Source organism: Paenibacillus sp. JNU01, from assembly GCF_059130585.1.
In genome coordinates this window covers 5,669,527-5,696,310 of sequence record NZ_CP169723.1, presented here as the reverse complement: position 1 = coordinate 5,696,310, position 26,784 = coordinate 5,669,527, and the positions used below count along the sequence as shown (strand labels likewise).

General features: G+C 49.5%; 28 protein-coding genes and 1 riboswitch. Of the genes, 5 read left to right on the top strand and 23 right to left on the bottom strand.

The genetic code is table 11. The features are described 5' to 3' along the window. Positions 1–3 precede the first annotated feature (3 nt). The 10 genes from cobS to cobD all read right to left on the bottom strand — a co-directional run bounded on the left by cobS (position 4) and on the right by cobD (position 9,921). Positions 4–894 (bottom strand): adenosylcobinamide-GDP ribazoletransferase, encoded by an 891-nt coding sequence (gene cobS, locus NLBNIHML_RS24780; RefSeq protein ID WP_494353007.1) that lies wholly within the window; start codon positions 892–894, stop codon positions 4–6. After that, entirely contained in the window at positions 891–1,451 is a 561-nt protein-coding gene (cobU, locus tag NLBNIHML_RS24775; RefSeq protein WP_339240453.1) for a bifunctional adenosylcobinamide kinase/adenosylcobinamide-phosphate guanylyltransferase, read from the bottom strand. The genes cobS and cobU overlap by 4 nt, the downstream gene beginning before the upstream one ends. Then, positions 1,448–2,566, bottom strand: a complete 1,119-nt coding sequence (cobT, locus tag NLBNIHML_RS24770; protein WP_494353006.1) for a nicotinate-nucleotide--dimethylbenzimidazole phosphoribosyltransferase — start codon at positions 2,564–2,566, stop codon at positions 1,448–1,450. Before cobT ends, cobU begins: the two co-directional genes overlap by 4 nt. Before the next feature lie 45 nt (positions 2,567–2,611). Further along, positions 2,612–3,424: an ABC transporter ATP-binding protein gene (locus NLBNIHML_RS24765; protein WP_494353005.1), complete on the bottom strand. Its 813-nt coding sequence runs from the start codon at positions 3,422–3,424 to the stop codon at positions 2,612–2,614. Then, positions 3,421–4,467, bottom strand: a complete 1,047-nt coding sequence (locus NLBNIHML_RS24760) for a FecCD family ABC transporter permease (RefSeq protein ID WP_494353004.1) — start codon at positions 4,465–4,467, stop codon at positions 3,421–3,423. Before NLBNIHML_RS24760 ends, NLBNIHML_RS24765 begins: the two co-directional genes overlap by 4 nt. Beyond that, positions 4,464–5,462, bottom strand: coding sequence for an ABC transporter substrate-binding protein (locus tag NLBNIHML_RS24755; protein ID WP_342572221.1), 999 nt, complete (start codon positions 5,460–5,462; stop codon positions 4,464–4,466). Before NLBNIHML_RS24755 ends, NLBNIHML_RS24760 begins: the two co-directional genes overlap by 4 nt. Positions 5,463–5,905: 443 nt before the next feature. Beyond that, positions 5,906–6,055, bottom strand: a riboswitch (cobalamin riboswitch). Between the two features lie 146 nt (positions 6,056–6,201). Continuing rightward, on the bottom strand, positions 6,202–6,888 hold the full coding sequence (locus tag NLBNIHML_RS24750; protein WP_342572220.1) for a histidine phosphatase family protein: 687 nt from the start codon (positions 6,886–6,888) through the stop codon (positions 6,202–6,204). Then, positions 6,879–7,859 (bottom strand): adenosylcobinamide-phosphate synthase CbiB, encoded by a 981-nt coding sequence (cbiB, locus tag NLBNIHML_RS24745; protein WP_342573295.1) that lies wholly within the window; start codon positions 7,857–7,859, stop codon positions 6,879–6,881. The genes NLBNIHML_RS24750 and cbiB overlap by 10 nt, the downstream gene beginning before the upstream one ends. Before the next feature lie 44 nt (positions 7,860–7,903). After that, the gene (locus NLBNIHML_RS24740; RefSeq protein WP_339259650.1) at positions 7,904–8,734 is read right to left on the bottom strand and encodes an adenosylcobinamide amidohydrolase; all 831 of its coding nucleotides are present in this window, start codon (positions 8,732–8,734) and stop codon (positions 7,904–7,906) included. Further along, the gene (gene cobD, locus NLBNIHML_RS24735) at positions 8,731–9,921 is read right to left on the bottom strand and encodes a threonine-phosphate decarboxylase CobD (RefSeq protein ID WP_494353003.1); all 1,191 of its coding nucleotides are present in this window, start codon (positions 9,919–9,921) and stop codon (positions 8,731–8,733) included. The genes NLBNIHML_RS24740 and cobD overlap by 4 nt, the downstream gene beginning before the upstream one ends. 189 nt (positions 9,922–10,110) lie before the next feature. Here cobD and lplA point away from each other — a divergent pair, with 189 nt between their 5' ends. Together lplA and NLBNIHML_RS24725 are read left to right on the top strand one after the other, a co-directional pair. Further along, positions 10,111–11,115 carry a lipoate--protein ligase gene (gene lplA, locus NLBNIHML_RS24730; RefSeq protein ID WP_339259649.1) on the top strand — a complete coding sequence of 335 codons (1,005 nt, stop codon included), beginning with the start codon at positions 10,111–10,113 and terminating at the stop codon, positions 11,113–11,115. A gap of 279 nt (positions 11,116–11,394) precedes the next feature. After that, positions 11,395–12,198 carry a Cof-type HAD-IIB family hydrolase gene (locus tag NLBNIHML_RS24725; RefSeq protein ID WP_192134328.1) on the top strand — a complete coding sequence of 268 codons (804 nt, stop codon included), beginning with the start codon at positions 11,395–11,397 and terminating at the stop codon, positions 12,196–12,198. Between the two features lie 114 nt (positions 12,199–12,312). Here the strand turns inward: NLBNIHML_RS24725 and NLBNIHML_RS24720 are convergent, their stop codons facing one another. Then, on the bottom strand, positions 12,313–12,492 hold the full coding sequence (locus NLBNIHML_RS24720; RefSeq protein ID WP_339240437.1) for a hypothetical protein: 180 nt from the start codon (positions 12,490–12,492) through the stop codon (positions 12,313–12,315). Between the two features lie 39 nt (positions 12,493–12,531). Continuing rightward, the gene (locus NLBNIHML_RS24715; RefSeq protein ID WP_494353002.1) at positions 12,532–14,058 is read right to left on the bottom strand and encodes an NAD(P)/FAD-dependent oxidoreductase; all 1,527 of its coding nucleotides are present in this window, start codon (positions 14,056–14,058) and stop codon (positions 12,532–12,534) included. Between the two features lie 156 nt (positions 14,059–14,214). On the opposite strand from NLBNIHML_RS24715, the gene NLBNIHML_RS24710 reads away from it, so the two are divergent. Further along, positions 14,215–14,784 (top strand): TetR/AcrR family transcriptional regulator, encoded by a 570-nt coding sequence (locus NLBNIHML_RS24710; RefSeq protein ID WP_494353001.1) that lies wholly within the window; start codon positions 14,215–14,217, stop codon positions 14,782–14,784. A gap of 64 nt (positions 14,785–14,848) precedes the next feature. Here the strand turns inward: NLBNIHML_RS24710 and NLBNIHML_RS24705 are convergent, their stop codons facing one another. Beyond that, complete coding sequence (locus NLBNIHML_RS24705; RefSeq protein WP_494353000.1) at positions 14,849–15,787, bottom strand: DMT family transporter; 939 nt, start codon at positions 15,785–15,787, stop codon at positions 14,849–14,851. Positions 15,788–15,908: 121 nt separating this feature from the next. On the opposite strand from NLBNIHML_RS24705, the gene NLBNIHML_RS24700 reads away from it, so the two are divergent. Beyond that, on the top strand, positions 15,909–17,330 hold the full coding sequence (locus NLBNIHML_RS24700) for an aminotransferase-like domain-containing protein (protein WP_494352999.1): 1,422 nt from the start codon (positions 15,909–15,911) through the stop codon (positions 17,328–17,330). Between the two features lie 56 nt (positions 17,331–17,386). Here NLBNIHML_RS24700 and clpP read toward each other — a convergent pair whose 3' ends face one another. The 8 genes from clpP to cysT all read right to left on the bottom strand — a co-directional run bounded on the left by clpP (position 17,387) and on the right by cysT (position 24,326). Then, a complete protein-coding gene (clpP, locus tag NLBNIHML_RS24695; RefSeq protein WP_307538868.1) occupies positions 17,387–17,968 on the bottom strand; it encodes an ATP-dependent Clp endopeptidase proteolytic subunit ClpP in 582 nt (193 codons plus the stop codon). Positions 17,969–17,986: 18 nt separating this feature from the next. Next, a complete protein-coding gene (locus tag NLBNIHML_RS24690) occupies positions 17,987–18,856 on the bottom strand; it encodes an RNA polymerase sigma factor (RefSeq protein ID WP_494352998.1) in 870 nt (289 codons plus the stop codon). Between the two features lie 112 nt (positions 18,857–18,968). Then, positions 18,969–19,763 (bottom strand): MBL fold metallo-hydrolase, encoded by a 795-nt coding sequence (locus NLBNIHML_RS24685; protein WP_494352997.1) that lies wholly within the window; start codon positions 19,761–19,763, stop codon positions 18,969–18,971. Between the two features lie 194 nt (positions 19,764–19,957). Next, complete coding sequence (locus tag NLBNIHML_RS24680) at positions 19,958–20,404, bottom strand: hypothetical protein (protein WP_339303536.1); 447 nt, start codon at positions 20,402–20,404, stop codon at positions 19,958–19,960. Positions 20,405–20,561: 157 nt separating this feature from the next. Continuing rightward, positions 20,562–21,626 (bottom strand): sulfate ABC transporter substrate-binding protein, encoded by a 1,065-nt coding sequence (locus NLBNIHML_RS24675; RefSeq protein WP_339240420.1) that lies wholly within the window; start codon positions 21,624–21,626, stop codon positions 20,562–20,564. 24 nt (positions 21,627–21,650) lie between these two features. Next, entirely contained in the window at positions 21,651–22,715 is a 1,065-nt protein-coding gene (locus NLBNIHML_RS24670) for a sulfate/molybdate ABC transporter ATP-binding protein (RefSeq protein WP_494352996.1), read from the bottom strand. 1 nt (position 22,716) lies between these two features. Further along, entirely contained in the window at positions 22,717–23,514 is a 798-nt protein-coding gene (locus tag NLBNIHML_RS24665; protein WP_494352995.1) for a sulfate ABC transporter permease subunit, read from the bottom strand. Beyond that, entirely contained in the window at positions 23,511–24,326 is an 816-nt protein-coding gene (gene cysT, locus NLBNIHML_RS24660) for a sulfate ABC transporter permease subunit CysT (RefSeq protein ID WP_494352994.1), read from the bottom strand. The genes NLBNIHML_RS24665 and cysT overlap by 4 nt, the downstream gene beginning before the upstream one ends. 500 nt (positions 24,327–24,826) lie before the next feature. On the opposite strand from cysT, the gene NLBNIHML_RS24655 reads away from it, so the two are divergent. Then, positions 24,827–25,228 carry a secondary thiamine-phosphate synthase enzyme YjbQ gene (locus tag NLBNIHML_RS24655; protein WP_339240418.1) on the top strand — a complete coding sequence of 134 codons (402 nt, stop codon included), beginning with the start codon at positions 24,827–24,829 and terminating at the stop codon, positions 25,226–25,228. 189 nt (positions 25,229–25,417) lie between these two features. Here the strand turns inward: NLBNIHML_RS24655 and NLBNIHML_RS24650 are convergent, their stop codons facing one another. Both NLBNIHML_RS24650 and NLBNIHML_RS24645 read right to left on the bottom strand, forming a co-directional pair. After that, positions 25,418–26,026, bottom strand: a complete 609-nt coding sequence (locus NLBNIHML_RS24650) for a TetR/AcrR family transcriptional regulator (RefSeq protein WP_339240417.1) — start codon at positions 26,024–26,026, stop codon at positions 25,418–25,420. A gap of 5 nt (positions 26,027–26,031) precedes the next feature. Then, positions 26,032–26,664, bottom strand: coding sequence for a YigZ family protein (locus tag NLBNIHML_RS24645; protein WP_253431918.1), 633 nt, complete (start codon positions 26,662–26,664; stop codon positions 26,032–26,034). Positions 26,665–26,784: the final 120 nt, after the last annotated feature.

Genomic DNA, 26,784 nt, shown 5'->3' with positions numbered 1-26,784 from the left:
AAGTTAAAGCCAGAACAGTCCTTGAAGCACGCTCAGCACGGTCAACAAAGCCGCCTCCAGTAGCTCATTCATGGCACCATACGTATCCCCGGTTAAACCGCCGAGTCGTTCACTGATCCGCGCAGCCACGAATCGGCCGATGTAATAACACGCCACAGGCAGTATAATAACGGCCGTCACCGGGTATAGCCACCATGGCAGTGTTCCCAGACCACTCAGCATTGCATCTGCAATCCCCATATCCGGCTTGAAAAGCCACACCGCGGCAAACGTAACTGCCCCTGCGATCAAGGTCAGCCCCACGGCTGAGCTGCGTGCACGCTGGACCTCTTTCCGCTCACCGAGTCCTTTGAACAATACGGCAAGTCCATCATCTCCGCGCGCATTCGGCCATGCAGACATCGCATACACCATGAACCAGCGGCTCCAGATCATGGGCAGGATCAACAGCGCACCATACACCCAGTGGCCCCGGGCAATGAAATCGGCGATCAGCGCCGCTTTCATCATCAGCAACAAGACGCAGGCGATCACGCCCATGGCCCCCACACGGCTGTCCTTCATAATCTCCAGCATTCGCTCACGAGTACGATAACTGAGCAAACCATCTGCCGTATCCATCCATCCGTCAAGATGAAGCCCACCAGTGAGCCACACCCATAACGTCAAGGTCAGGACGGCAGCCGGAAAGGCGGGAAGCACTACACCGCTTAAGGCTCCCGCGAGCCAGACACACAGACCGATTGCAGCACCGACCAGCGGATAAAAAACAACACTTTCACGCAGCAGCGGCGGGACAAAATCGATGTGCATTTTGACAGGGAAACGGGACAAAAATTGAAAAGCGGCTGCCGCGGCATGTTTGCGCTGAGGAGCAGGCGTGCCATCCTTCATAAGCGATACTCCTTGCTTTTCAGTTCAGTCGCAATGCCTACGGTTACCAGAAACACTTCACCGCATATCGCCGCAATGCGCTGATTCAATACACCGGCCAGATCCCGATATTTCCTGCCAAGGGCATATTCCGGTACGATCCCGTCCCCCACTTCATTTGTAACAAGAACAAGCAAACCGGGATAGATTCGAATCGCTTCAACCAGTGCGTCCAAATGTCCCTGTAACACCTGCTTCTCGTCATGCTCATGTGCTAACAAAACATTCGTCAGCCAAAGCGTCAGGCAATCCACCAGAATGGTGGGTGCAGAAGTCCCTGTGTGCCCTTCACCCATGCGGTTAATCAAAGCAGGCAGATGCATCGGCTCTTCCATCGTATGCCACAGATACCCCGATGCCTCGCGCTGTTGCTGATGCATGGCGATACGCTCACGCATTTCATCATCGTACGCCTGGGCTGTCGCCACATACCAGGCCTCCGAGGAACGCTGCATGCAGAGACGTTCGGCAAAGGAGCTTTTGCCACTGCGTGCCCCGCCCGTCACCAGTACACTCATCGGGAACCCTCTCTTTGCACGGATGAGTCATCCGACGCAGAGTCCGAAGCAGGGCTTGTCCCGTCTGAGACACCCGCGCTTGCAAAGGTCGCCATCTCGTTCAGAATAAGACATGCTGCGTCAATCAGATGAAGACTGAGCACACCACCTGTGCCTTCACCCAGACGCATGTCCAGATCCAGCATCGATTTCAGGTCCAGTTCACGCAGCAGCGCTCCATGTCCATTTTCATGTGAAGTATGAGAAGCGATCATATAAGCGGTGCTCAGGGGTGCAAGTTGTCTCGCAACCAGCGCCGCGGCGGTAGAGATGAACCCGTCTACAACAACCGGGCAACGATGAGCAGCTGCTGCGAGGATAACCCCCGTGAGTCCGGCAATCTCCAGTCCACCCACTTTGCACAGAACATCCAGTGCATCTTCCCGGTTCGGAGCGTTTACGCTAAGCGCCCGGCTAACTACTGCAGCTTTGCGCTGCAAGCCAGCATCATCAATGCCGGTACCTCTCCCCACGGCAGCAGCCGGGGCAACTCCGGTTAGTGCGCTCATTACCGCAGCACTTGCAGTGGTGTTGCCGATTCCCATCTCTCCGGTGACAAACAGCTGTGTTCCCTTCGCTACCTCTGCCGATACAACTTCGGCTCCTGCCAGGATCGCCCGAACTGCCTCATCCCGTGTCATCGCTGCGCCTCGGGCCATGTTGGCCGTGCCTTTGCGAATTTTACGGGAAAGCAGATTCGGATGTTCAAGATCGGCATTCACCCCGATATCCACACAGATCACATCAGCACCTGCGTGACGTGCAAGCACATTCACGGCTGCGCCCCCAGCGAGGAAATTCATGACCATCTGCGGGGTTACTTCAGCAGGAAAAGCACTGATGCCTTCTTCCACTACGCCGTGATCTGCTGCCATGACAATGACCGCCCTGTGATCAAAACGCGGACGAGCAATACCCGTCATGCCAGCCAGGCGGATCACCAGCTCTTCCAATTTGCCCAGACTCCCTGGCGGCTTCGTCAACGAATCCACATGCGCAGAGGTTTCTGCCGCCACTTTCTGGTCAGGAGCGGTAATCCTTTTCGTTAATTGCTCCAACATCTGTTCATTATTCATACAACCAGCACTTCCTTCATCAAAATATGGGTTGCCCCGCTTCAACTAATCGATGTCCCGCCGTAGCAGCAGTTGAGGTATGGCATGGTCGGGATGGGAGACAATTGCGGGTTTGACGCGAAATATGTCCTGAATATTCTCATCGTTGATTAACGTATGAGGTGTGCCCTTTCCCACCGCCACGCCCTCACGCAGCGCCAGAATATGATCGCAAAATAACGCGGCGAGATTCAGATCATGCAGCACAGCCACAATCGTAATGTTGTTTCTCTGTCGCCAGGCCGATAACAATTCCATGAATTGCAATTGATACTTAATATCCAGGAACGTAGTCGGCTCGTCCAGCAGCAGCAACCGCGGCTCCTGAGCCATGACTTTCGCTAGTGCGACCCGCTGCCGTTGTCCGCCGCTGAGTGCATCCAGCGGTCTGTCCGCGAGCTCCGTCAATCCCAAGTCTTCGAGCACCCTGTCTACCACAAGTGCCCCATCACCCACTTCCCGCCCCAGCCAGTTCTGGTACGGATATCGCCCCATCTCCACCACGTCCCGTACAGGATAAGAGATGGCTGGCAAGCCGTCCTGCTGCAATACAGCGATCATGCGTGACAGGTCCTTACGGCTGTATGAGCTGATATCTCGACCATCGATACGGATCTGACCTTCGCTTAACTGTTCCGTTCCGGCAATAAGCTGGATCAGGGTGGACTTGCCGCTACCGTTTGGACCGACAACTCCCCACCAGTCACCTTCACCAACATGCCAGTCTACACTGCGCAATGCCTGATGATCACCATATGACTTCCCAGCTCCCTTAATGGAAATAAGTGAAGTTGAGTTCGAACTGGTACTGGAATTCATGGCATCATCCCCTTCTGCAACTTTTTGTTCCGGTGCAGCAGGTAAGCAAAGAACGGCGCACCAACAAAGGCGGTGACCACCCCGAGTGGAATTTCAGTGGGCGCCAGCAACGACCTTGCGATGGTATCGGCCCACACCATGAAGATCGCTCCACCAATGGCAGACAAAGGTACCAGCAGTCGATAATCCGGCCCCACCAGCAGCCGCAACATATGCGGGATCACCAATCCGACAAATCCGATGACACCGGATACCGAGACAGCCCCTGCGGTCAGCAGTGTACCGACTGCCAGCACGGACAGCTTAAGCCTGTCCACGCCAATCCCGATATGTGCCGCTTGACGTTCTCCCAGCGCAAGCACATTCAACGAACGTGCCCGGCTCCAGAGAAAGACCAGCCCCAGCAAAAAATACGGGAAAAGGATGGCCGTATACGACCACCCGCGTAATGCCAGACTTCCCATCGTCCAGTATATAATTTCATTAATCGTCTGTTTCGACATGGTCGACAGGAAGGAAACAACTGCGCCCAGGAAACTTTGCATAACCACACCAGCCAGAATGAGGCTGTGTGTTGGTATTTTACGCCCTTCACGAGCCAGTGCCATCACAAACCATAACGTGATTACACCCGTCAAAAACGCAATCAAAGGTAACGTCCAAATCCCGATCAGTGCGTACTGCAATCCGAAGAAAATCAGGAAAGCAGCCCCTACCGATGCACCGGATGATACACCGAGTGTAAACGGATCGGCCAGCGGATTACGCAGCACACCCTGGAAGCCCGCACCCGCAATGGCCAGTGAAGCCCCCACGAGCACAGCAAGCAGTACACGCGGAAAACGGACTTTCCAGATAATCTGTTCAGCTGGCTTATTCCAATCCGGTGTTATCCAGTCGCCCACCCAGGGAATTTTGTGAATCAGGATGCCTGCAATATCCCGAATTGGCAAAGCTACTGAACCAATGCCCGTGCAGATGAGCACGGTGAGCACCAGCAGCACCATGCCCGTCGTTCCGAACAGGATCAGCTTTTTACTCATTGGAACAAGTCAGGGTAGATCGCTTTGGCTACTTCTTTCAACCCTTGAGTTACCCGTGGACCCGGACGGCTCAACAGGTTGGCATCCAGGCCAATAACCGCGTCATTTTTCACAGCCGTAATTTGATCCCAGCCGCTGCGCGCCTTGATGATCTGATCCAGTGTTTTGGAGTTTTCGTCAATTACATCGTTGGCATACAGGATCACATCCGGGTTGGAGGCAATCACGTTTTCTTCATTGATTTGGTACCAGCCTTTTTCGTTTGAAGCGATATTGGTTCCTCCGGCTACAGTGATCAGTTCGTCCATGAACTCACCTTTACCTACCGACCAACCTGGGGAGAATTCAACGTATACTTTTTTCTTCTCTTCCGGTTTAACTGCCTTCACCGCTTCGGTTACATCCGTCACGTCCTGTTTCATCTGAGTGATGATTTCTTGTGCTTTTTCCTGATGATCGGTGATTTTACCGAAGGTTTCGATATTGTTCATCACATCGTCAATGGATTTAGGATCCGTTTTGAAAATGGTAATACCCAACTCGCGCAGCTTCTTCACGGCATCCTCGCTCATCGAGATTCCTGTGAAGACGATGTCGGCTTCAGATGCAATGATGGACTCTTCGTTGGGCTTGGTGATGCCACCCATTTTCGCTTTGGTTGTTGCTGCTTCCGGATAATCGTCATAGTCGGATACACCAACGATTTGATCGTCCAATCCAAGGGCAAACAGGGATTCCGTCTCAGCCGGAGACACGGATACAATTTTGGCTGGCGCCTTTTCAAAAGTGAAAGACTCACCCGTTGCATCCGTAACGGTCAGTGGATATTGTGTTTTGAGGTCCGTCTGCGCCTGGCCTTCGGACTGCTCCTGTGCCGGTTGCTGTGAAGTACCTGTGCCCTCGTTCGTTGTTGCATTGCCACATCCGGCCAAAGCCAGTACGAGTGCCGCTGCACTTAGCAGGGACGCTACGCTTTTCCAATTCTTGAAATTCATTCTGTTATTCTCCCCTTCTCTATTTGTGCTATTTTCTTGCATCGTGCTCAAACTCCTGCTCCCATGCCTTGGTGTTCCTGTACAAGTTAAACCCATCAATTTTACACAAATCCACTCCGATTGCAGTACCATCTTCCGATCGCTGTTATCCCCAGATTTGTTTGATTCCCTTTTCGAAAGGGAAAATCCGGGGATAAGCGTATGCTTCCAATGTAGCTTTCTTGTAGAAAGCTTTAAGCGAACACTTCGTTTCTTCAGATCGGTTCTGCACTCTTCGTTAACGTGTAAAAGTTCGGTTCTTTTACATGAACAATAAAAAATCCCCAATCCATACGTCCAGGATCAGGGATGACGTCTCGCATATGGCGATCTGTACATGTTCAACCAAAGGTTGTCCATGCGCATAGAATTGCCCGAAACGCTGTCCTTTCCTCGAAGGAACACCGGTTTGTACGTCCAGGGCAGGTAACCTGACTTACAGGAATCATCCTGTTTTACAGTGGCGGGACCGTGCCGGATTTGCACCGGCTTCCCCATTTCACCCTTGTGTGTTTCACGACTCGTACTAATCTGCCATGAACATAGCCTTCACACGCGGGACCCTTGGTCGCTGATATGGTATATCATTGTCATGTAATTTCTACATGTTATATACGCATTAGGCTTCACAGCCTGCACCGTATCTGTATCCATGCTGAAGTCACACTTCTGTTGTGATTATAGGGTATATTGTACATCCTTACAACCCGATCGGCGGAAAAGTCACTCTGCTGCCAAACCACTCATTCCCCTGTTGATCAAGCTGAACCTGAATCGCCTGTCCCGGGACAACATGTGTATCCCAGAATCCAAGCCCGGCAATCAGACGGGACAAGGCATACCGGATGACACCACCATGCGTAACCACAACTATGGTTGACTCGCGCCCCTCATCAACGTGCATCGAAGGACGACCCTCCAACAACATCTCTTGGAGAAAGGAATCCAACCGTCCCGTAAACTCCTGCCACGATTCCCCATCAGGCGGAGTGACCTTCTGCGGCGCATCAATCCAGTTTCGGTACTCAGGGTTATCCTTGAGCTGCTCATACGTTAGCCCTTCCCACTGTCCAAAATCAATTTCACGCAGACGCGAATCGAACTTCACCTCTCCGCTGGCATCAGGAAGAATCTGTTCCAGCGTCTGTCGGCAGCGCAGCAGATCACTGCAATATACCTCGTGCCACGAAACACGGCTCAATTGTTCATGAAGCGGAGCCAGTTCTTCTTTGGCATCTGGCAGCAGACCGATGTCGGTATGCCCCAGGTATCTTTTTTCCACATTCCATAGCGTTGTCCCGTGACGGACCCACAGAATGTTTCTTTTCATTGAAGCCGGTTGATCCGTATGTATGTCCTTGCCTGCATCCCCCTCATTTAGGGCCATAACAGCATCCCTCCTGCCAGCCAGCCACCCAGCGATATTAACACACAAAGTGCAACAAAAGCCCCTGCGGACCAGAACATTAGGCGTGATGTTCGCACAATATCCTCGGCTTCCATCGGCCGTGTGGCCTCGCCCATATAGGCACGAAACGAAGCAACTCCGTGATACACGTTATGTCCGCCAAGTCGGATGCCCAGTGCTCCAGCCACTGCTGATTCGGGAAACCCGCTATTCGGACTTGGATGCAGTCTTGCATCCCGAGCGACCATCCGTGCTGCTCCTTTGGCATCAAATTTCATGACCCAGGCACCCACGATTAACAGCATTGCGGTGAGCCGGGCGGGTATCCAGTTCGCCACATCATCCAGACGGGCCGAGGCCCAACCAAGATGCAGATACTTGTCATTTTTATATCCGACCATGGAATCCAGTGTGTTGACGGCACGATAAGCCATGGCTAGCGGAGCGCCTCCAATAAGCGCATAGAATAACGGGGATACAATGGCATCCACGATATTTTCGGCAACCGTCTCTACCGTTCCCCGCACAACCTCCGGTTCATCCAGATGCGCCGTATCACGTCCTACAATCATACTCAGTGAACGTCTGGCCGCCGGCCAATCCTGATGCTTCAGATGACGATACACTTCCATACCTGCATCCTTCAGCCCTTTTGAAGCAATGGTCGTTGCGATGAGCACCACTTCAGCTGCCGCCGCAATGACAGGATGAATCAATCCAAGCACATATACAAGTCCCCAAGTGATGGCAAAAGAACCCCCCGCAACCACAAGCGGGAACAACAGCCCTGCTCTCTTCAGCCCCGAATCTGTGTTCACACGCGAGCGAATAACACGCTCCAACGCCGAGATGCCTTTTCCCATGCCAATCACCGGGTGGGGAATCCAGCGCGGATCACCGATACATCGGTCTAACAGGTACGCCAGTATAATAATCCAGGCTCCAGCCATGCCTGTCCAGAACGGCCAGGTCCATAGATGCTCTATCTCAAAAGTCATTTGTGCCTGATCCTCTCTTTCCATAACAGTCCGGCCTGAAGGCTCTCCGTCACCGTGTCGTATACCAATCTGCCAATCGCCGCCCCCGCCGTAGTCGCCGTCCCGGCATAAGTGATCATCGGTTGTGGTTCCTCCACTGCCTGACGTACTGCAAACACAATGGCATCAGTTGTGGTGCCGGTGGCGGGCAACCCGTTCTCCGAATCCAAAACACCTGCATCCGCCAGCGCTGCCGCTTTGGCTTCCACCGCCGTCTGCACCGCATTCACCATCGCCCCGGTGGTCATGCGTCCATTCAACCAGAGCATGATGTTAATTGTACCCGGGACATAGGGCTGCTTCGTTAGATTCCGTGCTGAAGGAGCAGAATGCTTCATGTCGGAAGCCATCTTCTTATTTCCCGCTGCATCAAATACCGTTCTCTCCGAACCCGCGCGTGCTGCATTCGATACCCCCGCAGTGGTGCAGCACAGAAGACCAAATTCATCACTTGTAAATTCCTGAATGGAGGTATGCTCCAGCCTTACCGCTGTCAACAATCCGGCACATTGATCTTCTGGCTCATGCCATTCGTTCAGTGCTTGTTCGATATCACGCGGCGGATCATCACAACGGTAATGCCTGTCCACATAGATATTAAATATGCGATCCAGTTCTAGCATCCCACCGCCATATACCGCACTCGACAACGCTTGGGCAGCCATTGGGCTCTGTGCTTTGATATGTCGTTCATATGCAGATATGTTTAGTCCCGGCCAGGAAGAGGCGGCATATTCATTCTCGTCTGTTTTTCCATTCGCGAAGTAGTTATAAAACGGGAGTGTCACTGCCGTTTCCCTCCCTGTTCCTGTTCCGAATCTTTCGTCTGCTCCTGCTGACTTGATTCATGAATGGAGGTCTGATCAGCATTCGGATCTCCCTTGCTTTCCAGCACGCTGCCCAGCACTTCGAGTAATGTGGCATTGGCGTCTGCATCCTTGACCGCGAAACGTACATGGCCTTCATCAAGTCCCGGATACATCGCACAGCTGCGAATCAAGATCCCCCTTTGGCCCAGCGCCTCCTGCATGGATGCTGCTGTCCAAGGCGCTGGAACACGTGCCAAAATAAAGTTCGCTTCTCCCGGTGTGATCGCACATCCATACGTCTGCAATCCTGCGATGAGATGTTCCCGTTCCCGCGTGATCTGTGAAATGGTCTCCTGTTCGTACCGTTCTCCACTGCGCAGACAGGCTTCACCTGCCATAAGCGCCAGACCGTTGACACTCCAGGTCACCTGTTTCTTCGTCATTGCCTGAATGTATTCCGCACGGCCCAAAGCATATCCTAGACGCAAGCCCGGAATGGCATAAAACTTCGTCATCGAACGAATGATGATCACATTGGGATAGTCGCTCAGATGTGCTGCCAGGGACTGACGCCGGGCTACCGGGATAAAATCCATAAATGCCTCATCAATGACGAGGACAGTTCCCGTTTTTTCCGCTTTGCGGGCAAGCCTTTGCAATACCTCAAGCGGATATTGTACACCGTTCGGATTGTTGGGCTGACCGAGGAAGAGCAGGTCTACCTTTTCCATGAGCTGTTCGATGTCCTCGGGTTCCGCTCGCCACGCCAGCTCTTCTCTTCCCTCTGTATGCACAACCTCGGCACCGAATTGTTCTGCCAACGCCCGATACTCCGAGAATCCCGGTTCCACCGTACCCACCTTGCGCGGGGCAAGCCCCAGCAGGATGAGCGCCATACTTTCGGCTGCACCATTGCCCACGGAAATCTGCTCCTGCATCACACCAAGACGCTCGCTCAGCAGTGCTTTGAATCTACGATGCCCCGGATCGGGGTACCGAATCACGGACTGCAACCCTTGCTGTATAGACTCCAGCACTTCTCTGGGCGGACCGAGCGGATTAATGTTAGCACTGAAATCCAGAAATTCAGCGGCTTCCCTTCCAAATCGTGACGCAGCCGTCTCCACGTCCCCGCCATGTCCGAACACTTCGATATAACCGGTCATTCTTCCGTCATCCTTTCTGTATGTCCTTTTTATTATGGATGGCACCGGAGGTGTGGGTCAATCCTGTTTTCTTTGTGTCCCAACCATAATTCGTTTACAATAGAAGAGGAATTTCGGTTCCTTTTGATATACAAGGTTCACTACATAAGGGACTAGCAATCCCTCACATACATTAATGGAGGAATGAGCATGCTGTTTGTAGACAATCAGGGCATTACAGATCCTTCTGTAAACCTGGCGATTGAGGAGTACATTCTGAAGCATCTGCCGATGGAGGATGACAGCTATCTGCTGTTCTACATTAACCGTCCGTCAATCATCATCGGAAAGCACCAAAATACAATTGAAGAAATTAATATCGAGTACGTTCAGGATAACGGTGTGCAGGTGGTTCGTCGTCTTTCGGGCGGCGGAGCGGTATATCACGATCTGGGCAACCTGAATTTCAGTTTTATTACAGCGGATGACGGTCAATCCTTCCACAATTTCCGCAAGTTTACCCAGCCTGTCGTTGAAGCTTTGCACGAGCTTGGTGTAAATGCCGAGTTGACCGGGCGTAATGATCTGCAAGTGGGCGAAAAGAAAATTTCGGGCAACGCTCAGTTTTCCACACGTGGGCGCATGTTCAGTCATGGCACCTTGATGTTTGATCTGAATCTGGAGCATGTTCAGGCTTCCCTGAACGTCAATCCCGAGAAATTCAAATCCAAGAGCACCAAGTCCGTGCGCAGCCGGGTCGCCAACATACGGGATCTGATTGACACCAACCTGACGATCGAGCAGTTCCGTGATGAGCTTTTGCGTCACATTTTCAGAATGGAGCCTAAGGACGTTCCACAGTACACGCTCACTGAGAAGGACTGGGACAAAATCAAGGGAATCTCTGCTGAGCGTTATAACAACTGGGACTGGAACTATGGCTTGTCTCCGGAAAGCAATGTGAAGCACACTCGCAAATTCCCTGTCGGCATCATCGATCTGCGCATGAACATCAAGGATGGACGCATTGAGGATATCAAAATCTTTGGCGACTTCTTCGGTGTAGGCGATGTGGCGGATATCGAAAATATGCTGCGCGGCAAGCGTTATGAGGAATCCGAGGTGCGTACTGCACTTGAGGGCCTGGATGTAAAACATTACTTCGGCAACCTTGAGCTGGAAGACTTTATTGGCCTTGTTTTCCTGGAAGAGTAAGATTTAGATGGAAGTATAGTTTTAGAATGGAGTCTAAGATTACACGTTAACGGAGAAGACAGAATTTATCGGGAGAAGCGAAGCGTTCGCTTAAAGCTTTTTGAAAAAAAGCTACATCGGAAGCATACGCTTATCAACGGATTTCCCCTTAGGGGAATAGAATCAAAAATCCGGGGATAACAGCGATCGAAAGATGAATCTGTATTCGGAGTGGCCTCGTGTAAAACTTATTTTTTCGTTCGTTAGTATAGATACAGATAAAAAAGGAGAGAAACACAGATGACCTACAAATTGATTGCAATCGACATTGATGACACCCTGATCAACGACAACAAGGAAGTTACCCCTGCTACACAGACTGCACTGGAACAAGCCGTTGCCCATGGTGTAACGGTAACGCTGGCGACTGGACGTGCTTATGCTTCCGCACAAGCCCTCGCTCGTCAAACCGGACTTAACGTGCCAATTATTACGTATCAAGGCGCTTTGGTGAAAAACCTGCTGGACGAAAAAGTACTTTATGAGCGTTACGTTCCACAGGAAGCTTCCCGCAAATTGTATGATTACTGCCTGGAGAACAATCTCCACCTTCAAACATATATTGACGACAAGCTGTATGCTCGTGAGGAAAACGACAAGCTGCGTGATTATGCCAAACTAAACGGCACCCAATATTATATCGAATCTGATTTCATCAAAGTCATCGAACAGAAGACACCGAAGCTGCTTATTATCGATGAGCCTGACTACTTGGATAAGGTTGCTGTTGAACTGCGTGAATTGCTCGGACCACAAGTGCATATTACCAAATCCAAACCTTACTTCCTCGAGATTATGCACAATGAAGGAACCAAAGGCCACGCCCTTACGTTCCTGGCTGACCACTTCGGTCACCAGCTCAGCGAGTGTATTGCCATCGGCGACTCCTGGAATGACCATGAGATGCTCGAAGTTGCTGGTCTTGGTGTAGCGATGGGGAATGCCATCCCTGCGTTGAAAGAGCTGGCAGACTACATCACGGCGAGTAATAACGAAGACGGTGTAAAAGAGGTTATTGAGAAGTTTGTATTGAACGCAGAGTAGATAAGGTCAACAAACAGCCCGGTCAGTGAATTTCACTGTGCAGGGCTGTTTGTTTGATGTTTAAAAATAAGTCACTTTGCTGTTTATAAGATTATATTGGGTATATTCTCTCTGTTATTTTTTATGTTTTGAGAGCAATAATGCGGTGATCAGGGATAACTGTAGTGAAATCGTAATCGCCATAGCTAAGATGACACGATCTGTATCTGGGACATCGTCAAAAAACAAAACAATAAAAAATACAATGAATGAGATTACAATGCTAGCTAAGAAATTAAGAATGATTTGTTTCATGTTTTGCCTTTTCCCCGACTCCCCCCACTTTTAAACTGCTTACTTGCTCAAGGCATGTTGAATAGACTCCAGCAGTTTCTTGATTCGGCCATCAGGCTCCAGCTGAAAAGACGGAAGGAGCTCATCAATTCTTTGCTGAAACCGCTCAGGATCCTGTACACCAAGCTCTGCTCTTAACTCCAATTCTTCTTCGGAACCGTTATCATTCAGGATCATATTCAGAACGTCCGCTTTAAAAAATTCTCTTGGCGGAAGAATTAAAGCATTCATCAGGAACTGCAAAATAAAGAGATGCTTATTGTTTTCCTGACTCGCCTTTTTCATGGCCTGCTTGTTGAACAAATTGATATATTTCTGCGCAAAGACGACCCCTTTCATTCGGGAAGGCCCGATATGTACGACCCCTTTCCAACGCAGATCAGCCACAGAACTAAGCCACCAGGCCGGTTCAATGGCCTGCTGCATACGATGCAGTACTTGGCGTTCAAACTGTGGCTCAAGGTGCATTCGCTGCTCATCCAAACATTTCCCTATGGTCTCGGCTTCAATTGCAGCGACCGTCATGCCTTGGCCATGGATCGGATCGAAGCTGCAAAATGCATCGCCAAGTACGAGTAATCCGGAGGGCCAATTCTCCATGAGTTCAAAATGTTGACGGACAGATTCGGAAATACGGTATCCCCGCGGTCCTTGAAAAGGCTCCAGCTGGTCTATCAACGCTATGTTATCATCCGAAGCAAACAGAAGCTTGATTTGTTCTTGGAATTCATCTGGATGGGTTGAAGGATATTCATCTCCTCCTGCGTTAAACAGTAATAGTCCAGCGATATCATTTTCAATGCGCCACAACATGCCTGCACGCATTCCTTGCGCAGGATCGGATTCTGTTATGACCGTTGCCCAGTTATTTTGAATAGAGGGTGGTATCTTATAATAGCGAGTGCTGTAACCAAGAGACACCTTTAGTACTTCCGGCTCAGGCACGGACAGCCCTATCTTACCAAGCCATCTAATTAATTTGGAAGAACGTCCCGCAGCATCTATAACCATATCCGCTGCAAGCATTTCTTCCTGATGATCCCGGCCTCTTTCTTTGGTATACACACCTGTAATGGAACGCTGATCTTCTGATGCCATTAATCCCGTAACTTCTGTATTCGTTAAAAAGCTTATATGATCTATGTTCCGGACTCGCTGACGCAGTACCCATTCCAGCAAGGCTCTACTGCTCGATGCAATTTTGAATGAGGAAGCAGCATTCGCCTTATTCACTAATGTACCGTAGCGATTGGCAATCACAACTTTCTCTTCCTGTGAAGGAATGGCGCCAAGTGCGACCAATTCATCATTGTATCCGGGAAAGTAATGTTCCAAAATGAGTCCGCCGCGCGGTAATACACGATGTGGATGAAAGGATTGTGGCACACCCTGCCGATTCGCCGGCTCAGAAGGCAATTCATCTCGCTCAATGATACATACTTCATCATAATAATCAGATAACATCCTTGCAGTGATTAACCCTGCAATACCTGCCCCAATTACTACAGCTTTTTTCATGTCGGACATCGCCACTTCATCCTCTCTAATCCATCATAATCCTTTCGTACTTGTAGCTATATCAAAAAATTACTTATAATACCAATATACACTCGAAATCTCCTATCAAGTAAGAATCAATATCAGGATACTATATAGCTAAACTACAATAAGGAAATGATGTAGATGAAAATGATTGGTAAAAAGGTGGATTTGAGAGTTACCCGAACTCATAAATTGTTAACAATGGCGCTACTCGATCTGTTATGCGAGAAAGGCCAGCTATTCAGCAACATCACGATTAATGAAATATGTGACAAAGCTATGGTTCACCGGACCACGTTTTACAAACATTTTAAGGATAAATTTGCTCTACTGTCCTCCACCCTAACTTGGGTCCTTCGGGATTATTTACAAATGAATGTAGAAGATCGACTACAGCAGCCTTTGCAAAGCGTATCTAAAATTTTGTTTGGCAATGTACTGGAGACCATCGTGCAGAACCAACAGAAGGATGGGAGCTTTAACAACTTTTTCATACATTTTATCGGAGAGATATTCAGAAGAGATTTTCTGGAATTGAAGAGAAGAGGTAAACAATTTTCACTTCCCATAGAACTGGTAGCCGAGTTTCACTCGGGGGTAATGCGTTTACTTGTGACGTGGTGGATACAACATTTCGAAGAAAATGTTACAGCAGAACAAATGGATGAATACTACTACCAACTGGTTAACGAGAACATTATGTTGGAATAACAAACAGCTCAACCTAAAATCAAGAGCTGATTTTGAGATGGAGCTGCATACTATTAGTCTTTACCTATTTTAAAACAGTTTTGGAAGCCTGCACTGTCACCCTCGCACGCTTTCCTTTCTTCAACCAGCCGCTCACCTTTTCATTCATCGCCAGCAGACCTGAAACGACCAGCACCACACCGATCCACGTAATCCAGCTTACATGCTCACCATAGACAACAGCGCCAAGCCCAACGGCGATGGGCGGTGAGATGTATAACCAGGTTGCCGGGAATAACGGATTGGTACGCGACATGATCCAATAGAACAGACTATGTCCAACCATCGAGCCAATGACCGTCAGATAGATGACCGACGAGACAGCAGGCACCCAATCCAGAACAGACATATTCCACGATTCCGTTCCAGCAGAGAGCAGAGTCAGCAGCAATCCCCCATACATCATCTGCACCGCATTAATCGCTACAGGACTAGCCTCCTTGAACTGATGAATGACCTTTTTGGAGTACAATGCACCTGCCGAATAACAGACTTCCCCCACCAATACCGCAATACAGCCCCACATGAACAGGTAACCTGCACCAAGCGATACACCTGGCAGCACAACCAGAACCACACCCGTGAACCCGATTAGGCAGCCTACCATCATACGAGCAGATGTTTTTTGCCGTAACAGTGCCGTCTGCATCAACATAATCATAAGCGGCCCTGTCGCTGACAAAATGGCACCCACACCCGAGCTCACATGCTGTTCAGCCCAATATAATGTGGCAAAGGTGCCGAAGGTCAGACCCGCTCCCGTCAACAGCATCTCCTTGCGGAACAGTAGGGACCAGCTCACCTTGCCCTTCATCCACATCCATGCAAACATCAGCGCTCCCGCGATTACAAAACGCAGTCCGGCTGACAGAAAAGGCGGCATGCCTGCCTCCACTCCAATTTTAATAGCCAGAAACGTTGTACCGAAAATAAGACACATAACCGTAAATGCAATCCCCACCATGATAACCACTCCTTTATCTGTTCTTCATCATATCTCATGGTCTATAGAACAGAATGAATAAAACAGAACAGTTGGCGCCTATTAGCTGTTACAATAGAGTTCACAAAGGAGTGTGAGCCGGATGGGCAAAACCTTGATGATGACAGATAACAGCCTGAAATTATATGAGCAAGTCATCCATTATCTCGTTGTACGTATTGAAGCGGGAGAGTGGGCTGAACATGAAAAACTGCCATCTGTACGAAGCCTGTCCGAACTGCTCGGCGTACATCGTCTGACCGTTTTCAAAGCCTATCAGGAGTTAAAGGAGCGCGGGAATGTTTATGTGAGGGACAAGTCCGGCTATTATGTCAGTCCAGCAACTCCATTCTCAGTAACAGATCAGGCGGATGATCCCGCCGTGTCTGCCTGGTTGCATTGGGACTCCCTCGCACATGTACAATCGCTTGAAGCCGAATTCCAGTTTTCCAAATCATTGATTGATCCCGCCTTGCTTCCCAATCGGTATTGGGGAGAACTGATGCGCGATCTGTTGGATCAATATCCACGTCTGCTCGGAACGTACTCCACGATTCAAGGAGATCTGGAATTGCGTAGTGCAATGGCAAGCCATCTGACAACCAAGGAACGCTTCTACCTCTCCGCAGACGAGGTGTTAATTACATCGGGTGCCCAGCAAGCAATTGACGTCATCTCGCGGACGCTGGTCAAGCCCGGAGATCGGGTCTTGATGGAACGGCCTACGTATGGACCGGCAATGGAGATTTTCCGCAAACAAGGTGCCCGGCTCATCTTCACCGACATTCATCCCGAGGGTTATGATCTGGAGCAGATCGAACAGCTGATGAAGAGTGAGAAGCCGCGCCTCTTTTATATGACACCGACCTTTCAGAATCCAACCGGTATTAATGTTCCAGTAGAACAGCGCAAACAGTTACCCGAACTTGCAGAACAGTACGGTTGTTTTCTGCTCGAGGACGACAGCACCTATGATATCTATTTTAAGGAGAAACCTCCTGCACCCATTTTCACCTATGACACCACCGGACACACCTTGTACATTCGCAGTTATAGCAAGTATGTTGCGCCCGGACTGCGGATTGCAGCCATCATATGCCGTCAGCGTTTCATGCCAGGACTACAGGCCGTAAAATCACTGACAGATAACGGATCGCCTCTCCTGAACCAGAAGCTTTTTCTCCGTTATTTTCAGTCAGAACGTATGCATCAGCATCTGTCCAAGCTGCGGACCGCCATCCAACTACGTATGGAAGTGATGGAACAATATCTGCTGGAAACAGACTGGACGTGGACCCGACCCGAGGGCGGACTTAACTTTTGGGTGGAGCTTCCGAGGGGCATGGATACAGGAAGACTGCTTCACCAGTGCATGGAACAATCCGTTGCCTTTGTACCCGGAACCGTATTCGATTCTTCGGATCATTCAGCCAGTCGCAAGCTGCGTTTGTCCTTCTCTTATGCGCATGAGCAGCAGATTCGGGAAGGCATGAACAGGCTTATTACGCTGGCCAACGAAATGTAAAGTTTGAATTATAAATCAAAAAAGCCCGAAAGGTCACATGACCCTCCGGGCTACTGTTATGAGCTGGATATGACTTTATCCACCAATCCATATTCGACTGCTTCAGCAGCAGTCAGGAAATAATCTCGATCTGAGTCCTTCTCAATCCGCTCAATCGACTGTCCTGTATGTTCGGCTAACAGCTTGTTAAGACGTTGACGATGTTGAATGATGCGGTTAGCATGAATCAGCATATCCGACGCCTGCCCTCGCGTACCGCCATGTGGCTGATGGATCATGATCTCACTGTTTGGCAATGCCATACGTTTACCTTTTGTTCCACCCACCAGCAATATTGTGCCAAAGCTTGCCGCCATACCTGTACAGATCGTGGAGATATCCGGCTTCACGAATTGCATCGTGTCATAGATCGAAAATCCCGCGGTCACCGACCCACCAGGGCTGTTAATGTACATCTGAATATCTTTCTCCGGGTCCTCGGCAGTCAAAAATAACAACTGAGCCACAATGGCATTTGCCATCTGATCTTCAATCTCCCCGGAAACCATAATAATTCGGTCTTTGAGCAAACGTGAATAAATATCATAACTCCGCTCACCACGAGCGGTCTGTTCCACTACATAGGGTACTACATTCATGTGTGTCGCCTCCTTGGTTTAGGCAACCATGTTGACCGTGTACCCACCTCCATACGACATCGCATTCGTTCCGGAAGCGGCGTACCCGTACATCACTGGCTGCATGGATGGAGACGGCAGAGTCTGCTGCAAAATGCTGCCGGCCACAGCCATCGGATCATCGGTCCGATTCAGGCACAGATCAATGATGCGCGCGGTATCTCCCGTGCGGAATGCCAGCAGATAGCTGCGCAGCTCCTGTTGATTGTCCTCCACTGAGCCCTCTCCATACTGCAATTCAGCGTCCGATTGTTCCAACCTGTGCCTCACCTCAGCGATGGCTGAACGGGCACGACTTAACGCCGCTTTCACAGCGCCTTCTGTCGTCTCCAGCATATCCGCAGTCTCTGCCGCCTTATAACCCATTAATTCACGTAATACATATATGGCACGCTGCCAGGGTGGTAATTCGCTAATTAATAACTGAACAGCAGATTCTAGCTCTTCAAAATGCTCTTCCTCTGCGAACTCTCGCATAACAGGCTTCAAGCCATCCAATATGGAATGCAATCTCTGTTGCTTCCGAAGCATATCAATCCAGCTGTTGCGAGCAATTCGGATCAGATAAGCTTCCCAGTTCATCTCTTTCGTCGTCTCGGAAGATTGCACCGCCGTGGACGACAATACTTTGAGACAGGTATCCTGAACCAAGTCCTCGGTCTCGGGTACAGATCTGGTCAGGGATAAGCAATACGCATATAACGGACCCATCAGGTCGGTTAAGACGGCATGAATGTTCTGGTTAACTGGATGTCCGGCGATATCACCGGATTCCAGATCAGGTTTATTTTTTAGTTCATCCTCTTGTGGTCTGTTCATGCGGCAATTCACGGACTTCACAAAGGCCATATCGGGGGCCCCCCTTTGCTGGTTCCTGATTATTGTGACTCACACTATGTAAACGAAGAACCTCTTCCAAAGGATACGCTCTTCTAAAATCATTTTTTCCCTGCTCCCACTTTTAAGTTCGAAGGGTTCCAAGCGACACTTTCATCCCAGTAAGAGCAATCGTGATACCTTGATCCAGATTATAATTCTGGCGTACATCAACGTCATGGGACATATGTGTAAAATAGGTATGACCCGGTTTCAGTTCCCGCAGCAGCTCCTGTGCCTCGCGCATATCGTACACGGAACGTGTGGAGAATTCCGCATGTTCATGTACAAAGCTTGTTCCCAGCACCAGCATATCCAATCCGTGTAGCGGCTCTTTCTCGGATTCCTTCAGGTCAATGGCATCTGAACAGTACGCCCAGCTATACCCAACCCGATCCAGCCGATACGCGTACGAATACCCGTTATGCCCATGGCACACTTTCCAGGAATGCACCCTCCATCCCCCGAGTTCAATATCATCATCCGTTTCTAGAAAGTCCATATGACGCCCCAACCAGGGAAACTGTCCCTGAATGGTGGATATCACTTCACGTGGTGAATATAAACGTCCCTTCACACCCAACCAGCGGCACGCATCTGCCCATTCCGGCAATCCTCCAATATGGTCAAAATGGGCATGCGTGATGAGCAGCGTATGCACCATACGCAATCCCTGATCCTCCATCTGTGATCTCCAGTCCGGCCCGCAGTCGATCATGAATTGTTCACTCGCACCATCGCCATCATAGTCAATCAGAACAGAGGAACGTTTCCGTTTATTCTCTCCCGTAAGCCTCGCCTCTGTACACACTTCGCAATCGCAATACACACGTGGAACGCCCATCGCATCGCCAGTGCCCAGAAATGTTAGCTGATTCAATCTGCATTCCCCCCTGAATTCATGATATGTAAATTGTAATCGTGCACCTCTGTTTTTGCAAAAAAAAGACCATCCCGCAGCAGTTATGCACTGCAATTCGGGACAGTCTGTGGTCTGACTGTTCACCGTCAGACTTCATCTCCATGCTTCGCTCCATTCGGGAGCGTTCAACTCATATGAATTCAACGCTCGAACTACACCAGTGCCCGCAGCTTCAATGTCAATTCCTTACCCGCAGGTACATCCTTCGACTCCGTAATCACCCAGTTCGACGCAAGTCGCTTCGCCAGCACCTCTGCCTGCTCCGGTTTCAACTGTAATCCGGTAACGATTCCTTCACCCACCGTGAAGTCTTTCTCTGGCTGCACCTTAAAGGCCTTTTCCAACCAAATTCCGAGCCCACCACGCGTGTTAAAGGTAATCCGGTAGCCTTCTTTCACTGCTGTCTCCAGATTTTCACCGTGCTCGTCCGCATACGAGAAAAATTCATTATATCGGTATTCCTCTTCAGACACTGCGTCAAAAGCGGAAACGTCTTTGGCTTGAATGGCTTTTAAAATATCTTCCTCGGACATCCCCTTACCGCGGGCCTGCTCCAGTCGAATCGCTGTACTTTGGGATAATTTAATCTCTGAACTCATCCAATTCACGCCTTCCTGTTAGTACTATGTAACAATCATGATTCAGTATACCTCTATTATATCCTATTGGCAGTAAAAAACCTTCATCTCTACTTCCATTGAAATGAAGGTTTAGTATCCACATGCTCGGTTATCTATTCGATTACATCAGCAATACTCATAATCCCGCAAGCACCTGATACCACACGCCACGTTTGGAGTACAGCGTACTGCGTACCTCGTCCCATCCACCCAGATAGTTGATATCAAATAACCCTTCAGGTGTTGGGAATGTCGACTCCGTCTGTGCAAATACATCCGGGTCTACGGAACGAAAACCATGCTTCGCGAAAATCTGCTGTGCTTCCGGTGTACGCAGATATGCGACAAAGGCTTCAGCCAGTTCACGATTCCCATGTTTGTCGGCATACTTATTCACCACGACTGCCGGGTTCTCAATGAGGATCGTATTTTTCGGAATAACGATGTCGTAATCTACACCTTTGGCGATCCGGGCAAGCAATTCATTTTCATATGTGACGATTACATCACCTACGCCATATTCGAAAGCTGCCATCGAAGAACGCCCACTCTTGTCCAATGACTCAACGTTACGATGTACCTGTTCGAGAAAAGCTTTGGCTGCGGCAGGATCTTTCTTCCCCTCTTGCTCCTCCGACAGTTTCAATCCGGCACCATAAATGGCATTAATGTCCCATTGTGCGCCCCCGGATGTCTTTGGATTAGGGTAGAGTACCTTCACTCCCGGCTTGGTTAAATCCTGAAAATCATGAATTCCAAGCGGGTTGCCAGCTCTGGTGCCCAGAACAACAATCGAACGGGTGATCATGCCCTCATGAGGGGTCTGTTTCCAATCGGGGCTAACCAGATCGGCTTTGACCAGCTTGTCGATATCACTCTCCATCGCGAGCAAGGCCACATCCGCCTCGAATCCACCGACGATGGCTCTTGCCTGTGTACCCGAAGCTTCATAGGACTCCTGGAAGTTAATCGTCTGTCCGGTCTTTGCCTTCCACTCTTCCTGGAACTTGGGCAGCAACTCGCCTACAGCGTCTTTTGCTACACTATAAGCACCGATCACTAGCGTATTGGATGAATCGGTACCAGCGGGCTCATTCTGTTCGCTTGACTCCTCCTGCTTGCTGCATCCAGCGGTCATGCAGACGAGCAGAAGCATGAGGGCAACATATAAGAGTATGACTTTCTTCTTCCTCATCTGCATGGGCAGCCCCTTTCTTCCACTTGACTAAATCATCACCGGCATCGGATCTTCCTTCAGTCGGTTCTCAACCACCCAACTGTTGGAGTCATTGAACAGGTATGCACGGTGTACAAGGACGCGAATTTGTTGACCAATCTCCAATGTCGTTTTCTCCAGGGAACGATAGGTGATTAACTTGTGCCCTTGTACATCCACCTCTACCATCCATTGACTGCCGCGGAAATGAAGATGTTTGACTGTACCTTTTTCCGTTGCGGACAACATGGTGAACTCGTTTTTCAAGCCGATCTCAATATATTCCGGTCGAATTAGCGCTTTGGTGTGTTCACCCTCGACGGCATGTTCGAATCCTTTCAACTGGGAGGCATCCTCCACAACCGTAGACTCCCCGATAAATGTAGCGACAAACGGTGTCTGCGGATTTTTGTAGATATCCCAAGGTGTGCCCTTCTGTTCCAGACGCCCCTGGCTGATAATCATAATCTCGTCTGCTACTTCAATCGCTTCATCCTGGTCATGCGTTACAAAGATCGAAGTAATTCCCACTCGCTCGATGAGCTCCCGTAACCATGAACGCAGTTCCTGACGGATCTTGGCATCAATGGCCGCGAACGGTTCGTCCAGCAATAACAACTGCGGCTCCGGGGCGAGTGCTCTGGCAAAAGCCACACGTTGACGCTGCCCACCAGACAACTGATGTGGATAGCGCTGTTCGAAACCTTTTAACCCGGTCAGTTCAACAAGTTCCATAACCCGATCACGGATCTTGGCCTTCGGTGTCTTCTTGACCTTGAGTCCAAAAGCAATATTCTCAAATACCGTCATATGTTTGAACAGGGCATAGTTCTGGAATACAAATCCGATTCCACGTTCCTGTGGAGGCAGATGGTTCACGACTTTCCCATGAAAGCGAATCTCTCCGGAACCTGGATTCTCCAGACCCGCAAGCATCCGCAGAATGGAAGTCTTCCCGCCTCCGCTGGGTCCAAGCAGACCGATCAGATGGCCTTTGGCAATATCGAATGAGACATCTTTTACCGCATGAAAATCACCGAAATGTTTGTTCAGATCACGGACTTCTACATGCATATCAATGCACTTCCTTTCGCTTCTTGGCCCATTCCATCAGGAGCAGCAGCCCGATGGAGAAGGTGACCAGCACCAATGCAACACCATTTGCGGCAGCCACATTAAAATTCTCAACATCCTGATACACCAGGGTTGTTGCTGTCTGCGTTTTGTTCATAATATTACCGGATACAACCAGCACTGCACCGAATTCTCCAAGTGAGCGCGCAACCGTCAAGACCAGACCATACACTACCGCCCAGCGGATCGAAGGCCATGTCACACTCCAGAACGTTCTCCAGCCGTAGGCGCCCAGTGTAGAAGCAGCCTCCTCTTGTTGAGAACCCAGTTCCTGCAGGACAGGCATAACCTCTCTGACCATCAGTGGAAAGGTAACGAATAACGTTGCGATCACCATACCCGGGAAGGCATAGACCACATTAAATCCAATCCCTTCAAAAAAAGCGCCCATAATGCTGTTAGGTCCCAACATCAACACAATCATCAAACCGCCAATGACAGGAGATACAGCATAAGGCAGGTCTACAATGCTGTTCAGCAGCCCTTTTATCCGTTCACTCAACCATCCGGCACGAACCAGATACAGAGCCATCATGATGCCAAACAATGTATTTAACAGGGTGACCACCAGGACTACCAGTCCGGTCATCATCAAAGCATGTAACGCCTCAGGGCTCATCAGCCCTTTCAGGAATCCATCTGCCCCGTCTTCAAATGCACCAATAAAAATGCGTCCAAGCGGGATGATCAGCAGTACGATAAATACCGCAAACGTCAATCCGATTAAGAGTCGTCTCATCGTCTTCTCCCCCGCATCTGCACCAGATTGATCAGCCAGAGGATCAGGAAGGAGAGCGTTAGGAGCAACACGGATACAGCAGCCGCGCCCGTGGGATTATCACTTTCAATCTCCCCGTAGATAAATACGGAAGCAGTCAGTGTTCTTCCCGGAATGTTACCAGCCACCAACACGACAGCCCCGAATTCAGCCAGTCCTCTGGAGAAAGCGAGCATCCCTCCACTGATCATGCCAGGTGCCATGGATGGCAGAATAACTTGCATGAACGTGCGAGCCTTGGATGCCCCCATTGTGTACGAGGCCTCTTCCTCGGAAGGATCGATTTCTTCCAGCAAAGGCTGCACCGCACGGATCACAAACGGAAACGTGACAAAAGTCATCGCGATAACAATTGCGGGCTGGTGAAATACAATCTCAAACCCCATGGATTGTGCCAGTTTCCCGATGGCACTGACCGGACCCAATAGCAGCATAATCATCAAGCCGCCCACCGCTGTTGGCAGTGCAAACGGGAGATCAACCAGACTGTTAAGAAACGATCGGCCTACAAAGCGATACCTTGTCAGCACCCAGGCAATCATCGTGCCCAGAACCACATTAATCAGCGTAGCAATCACGGCCAACCGAATCGTCAGCAGTACGGCTTTCCACGCGATGGGGTCCATAATGCTCTGAACAAAGTTGCTCCATCCTTCAGAGAAGGAATTGACGTACACACCGATGATTGGAAGTACAATAAGTACGATAAAATATAACAATACGGTACTGCGGAATCCCCAAGTCCATCCCTTATGACGAAGAACGGTATTCATTGCTGCGTTCCCTCCCAGCCTCCGGCTTTAGCTCCGGTCGGCAGTCTTCCTGGCTTCAATACGACATTTTCCTAAGTTGGATGATATTACTTCATTATTATTCCCATTAGTCTACTTGGTTTTGCTTTTCTGATACTTTACCAGTTTGCAGTGCTAATCGTCAATGCTTTTATTGAATATAATTAGGCCAGATATAAGATCAATTAATTATAATCGCACCTGTACACTGCGAGGCCAGAACAACCTTCCGATCACTGTTATCCCCAGATTTCTTTAATCCCCTTTGTATTAAAGGGGAAATCCGGTGATAAAGGTGAAGCTTATGCTTCCGAAGCAGCTTTCTTACAGAAAGCTTTTAGCTTACGCTTCTTCAGGTTATTTCTGTCCTCTCCGTTATGAGGCGATTTTCTTTTTTTCACCTTACATATGTGGTTTGTTTGGTATGTAGTGGTTAAGGTACAATCGAGGGTAAGAACAGAGATGATAAGGAGTGATTAAACATGTTATATACGAAGAATATATCCACTTCCACACGAGATGAAATGAAGGATATCACACGGGACGTGAAGCAGGTTGTCCAGAGTAGTGGTGTGCAGAACGGGACGGTGCTCATCTACTGCCCACATACAACCGCGGGTATCGCCATCAACGAGAATGCAGACCCGGATGTAAAACACGATGTCTTGTTACGTCTGGACGAAGTGTATCCTTGGGAGCATCCCAAGTACCGACATGCCGAAGGCAATACAGCCTCTCACCTCAAATCAATCACAACAGGGCCATCACAGACGGTGATTATTCACGAAGGCAGGTTGCTGCTTGGCCGCTGGCAAGGCATTTATTTTTGCGAATTCGATGGACCACGTGAGCGGGAGTACTTTCTCAAAATCATGGAAGGCTAGTTCCAGGCGAACAGGCCTGCATCTGTTCTTTCGTTTTTGCACACACAAACAGGCGGTCCACCCTCTTACCGGGTCGGAGCCGCCTGACTTGGTCTTCTGCGCTCATTAACTTTCGCGAGACAATGTGATAAAGAATTAAAGTTATGACAAATCACCGCCCTGAAGTGTAGGGGTGCAACAATTGCGCCATTATTGGACGCCAGACTCAGGCTGCTGACCCAGATTGCGGCACAGCACTTTGACATGAGACAGCGCAGACGATTCAATCTCCTCAAACGTTAAACGGTCCTGAATGTAATAAGAAATGAATCCGTGCATAGCCAAAAATAGCGTACGCGGTACCCTTTGAATATCCTCTTCCGTACAGTTCGCTTCGTTCATATACTGCCTTATAATCGATGCAAATAATTCGAAGCAGCGTCCCTGTTCGGTACGACAATAAGACAACAGTTCTTCGTCCCTGATCATAAACATAATCTCGTATTGATAGGGATTCTCCAGACCAAAACGAATAAACTCCATCATAATGTGCTCTACCTTGCTCACATCATCACGAACCGGCCTGACCATAGCTTGCAGCAGCAAATGCCCCAGATAATTGAAATCTTCAACCACGATGGCATAGAACAGCTCTGCCTTTTCCTTAAAGTGATAATACAGCGACCCATGACTATAGCCTAGATGCTGGCCGATGCTTCGCATCGAAATGGCGCGGTATCCTTTGGTAATAAAAAGGTGCCTCGCCGCCTCCAGTATCCGCTCCCTCGACAACTCCTGTTCGACTGCTCTTCTAGCCATATATTTTATTCCCCTTCAATAAAATAAAGCCGCTGTCCCTCCGTGATCCGGGATTGCCCTTGCGTCAAATCCGTGATCCAGGCTACAAAAGCCTCGGTTTCACTATCCGGCGGAAGACAAGTCAACGTAACCTTATCGGTGAATCCAGTTTCACCTGTACGGACTTCCCGGCTCCTTAACTCATTTTCCACTTTACCCAACCATGTATAATCCAGTTCAACAAACACTTCACGATGCAGCACGTTGGTAATGGCTTCTCCGGCTTCAATGGCTGCTACAGCTCCATCCGTATAAGCCCGAATTAACCCTCCGGCTCCAAGCATGATTCCCCCAAAGTATCGTGTAACCACAATTGCCACATTTTTTAATTTCTGATTTTTAATCACTTCAAGAATGGGTTTCCCTGCTGTTCCGCTAGGTTCCCCGTCATCGGATTGCTTCTGGATCTCATCCCGCTCCCCAATCATGTACGCAGAGCAGTTATGAGTCGCATTCCAATGTTTTTTCTTGATATCATCAATAAAGGCAACGGCTTCTTCCTCTGTCGTGACCGGCATAATATGTCCGATAAATCGCGACTTCTTGATTACAATTTCCAGATTGCCCGGTCCTCGAACCGTGCGATAACGTTCAATCATCCCAAATCCAACTTTCTAGTCTTTTCCTGAGTCCCATTTTACAAGAAAGCAGTTCCCCGCGTGAACGCGGACGAACTGCCCTGGTTATCTATATCCGGGAACCCTGTATTACACTCAACA

Bases quoted from the DNA above. Each gene is read 5' to 3' on its own strand.
- NLBNIHML_RS24650 (WP_339240417.1), bottom strand. From the start codon at position 26,026: ATGGCTAGAAGAGCAGTCGAACAGGAGTTGTCGAGGGAGCGGATACTG.
- NLBNIHML_RS24665 (WP_494352995.1), bottom strand. From the start codon at position 23,514: ATGAGACGACTCTTAATCGGATTGACGTTTGCGGTATTTATCGTACTG.
- NLBNIHML_RS24680 (WP_339303536.1), bottom strand. From the start codon at position 20,404: ATGAGTTCAGAGATTAAATTATCCCAAAGTACAGCGATTCGACTGGAG.
- NLBNIHML_RS24760 (WP_494353004.1), bottom strand. From the start codon at position 4,467: ATGAGTAAAAAGCTGATCCTGTTCGGAACGACGGGCATGGTGCTGCTG.
- cobS (WP_494353007.1), bottom strand. From the start codon at position 894: ATGAAGGATGGCACGCCTGCTCCTCAGCGCAAACATGCCGCGGCAGCC.
- NLBNIHML_RS24705 (WP_494353000.1), bottom strand. From the start codon at position 15,787: ATGGTGGGGATTGCATTTACGGTTATGTGTCTTATTTTCGGTACAACG.
- lplA (WP_339259649.1), top strand. From the start codon at position 10,111: ATGCTGTTTGTAGACAATCAGGGCATTACAGATCCTTCTGTAAACCTG.
- NLBNIHML_RS24710 (WP_494353001.1), top strand. From the start codon at position 14,215: ATGAAAATGATTGGTAAAAAGGTGGATTTGAGAGTTACCCGAACTCAT.
- NLBNIHML_RS24720 (WP_339240437.1), bottom strand. From the start codon at position 12,492: ATGAAACAAATCATTCTTAATTTCTTAGCTAGCATTGTAATCTCATTC.
- NLBNIHML_RS24725 (WP_192134328.1), top strand. From the start codon at position 11,395: ATGACCTACAAATTGATTGCAATCGACATTGATGACACCCTGATCAAC.
- NLBNIHML_RS24700 (WP_494352999.1), top strand. From the start codon at position 15,909: ATGGGCAAAACCTTGATGATGACAGATAACAGCCTGAAATTATATGAG.
- cysT (WP_494352994.1), bottom strand. From the start codon at position 24,326: ATGAATACCGTTCTTCGTCATAAGGGATGGACTTGGGGATTCCGCAGT.
- clpP (WP_307538868.1), bottom strand. From the start codon at position 17,968: ATGAATGTAGTACCCTATGTAGTGGAACAGACCGCTCGTGGTGAGCGG.
- NLBNIHML_RS24670 (WP_494352996.1), bottom strand. From the start codon at position 22,715: ATGCATGTAGAAGTCCGTGATCTGAACAAACATTTCGGTGATTTTCAT.
- NLBNIHML_RS24765 (WP_494353005.1), bottom strand. From the start codon at position 3,424: ATGAATTCCAGTACCAGTTCGAACTCAACTTCACTTATTTCCATTAAG.
- NLBNIHML_RS24750 (WP_342572220.1), bottom strand. From the start codon at position 6,888: ATGGCCCTAAATGAGGGGGATGCAGGCAAGGACATACATACGGATCAA.
- NLBNIHML_RS24675 (WP_339240420.1), bottom strand. From the start codon at position 21,626: ATGCAGATGAGGAAGAAGAAAGTCATACTCTTATATGTTGCCCTCATG.
- cobT (WP_494353006.1), bottom strand. From the start codon at position 2,566: ATGAATAATGAACAGATGTTGGAGCAATTAACGAAAAGGATTACCGCT.
- NLBNIHML_RS24715 (WP_494353002.1), bottom strand. From the start codon at position 14,058: ATGTCCGACATGAAAAAAGCTGTAGTAATTGGGGCAGGTATTGCAGGG.
- NLBNIHML_RS24755 (WP_342572221.1), bottom strand. From the start codon at position 5,462: ATGAATTTCAAGAATTGGAAAAGCGTAGCGTCCCTGCTAAGTGCAGCG.
- NLBNIHML_RS24645 (WP_253431918.1), bottom strand. From the start codon at position 26,664: ATGATTGAACGTTATCGCACGGTTCGAGGACCGGGCAATCTGGAAATT.
- cobU (WP_339240453.1), bottom strand. From the start codon at position 1,451: ATGAGTGTACTGGTGACGGGCGGGGCACGCAGTGGCAAAAGCTCCTTT.
- NLBNIHML_RS24690 (WP_494352998.1), bottom strand. From the start codon at position 18,856: ATGGCCTTTGTGAAGTCCGTGAATTGCCGCATGAACAGACCACAAGAG.
- cobD (WP_494353003.1), bottom strand. From the start codon at position 9,921: ATGACCGGTTATATCGAAGTGTTCGGACATGGCGGGGACGTGGAGACG.
- NLBNIHML_RS24655 (WP_339240418.1), top strand. From the start codon at position 24,827: ATGTTATATACGAAGAATATATCCACTTCCACACGAGATGAAATGAAG.
- cbiB (WP_342573295.1), bottom strand. From the start codon at position 7,859: ATGGCTGGAGCCTGGATTATTATACTGGCGTACCTGTTAGACCGATGT.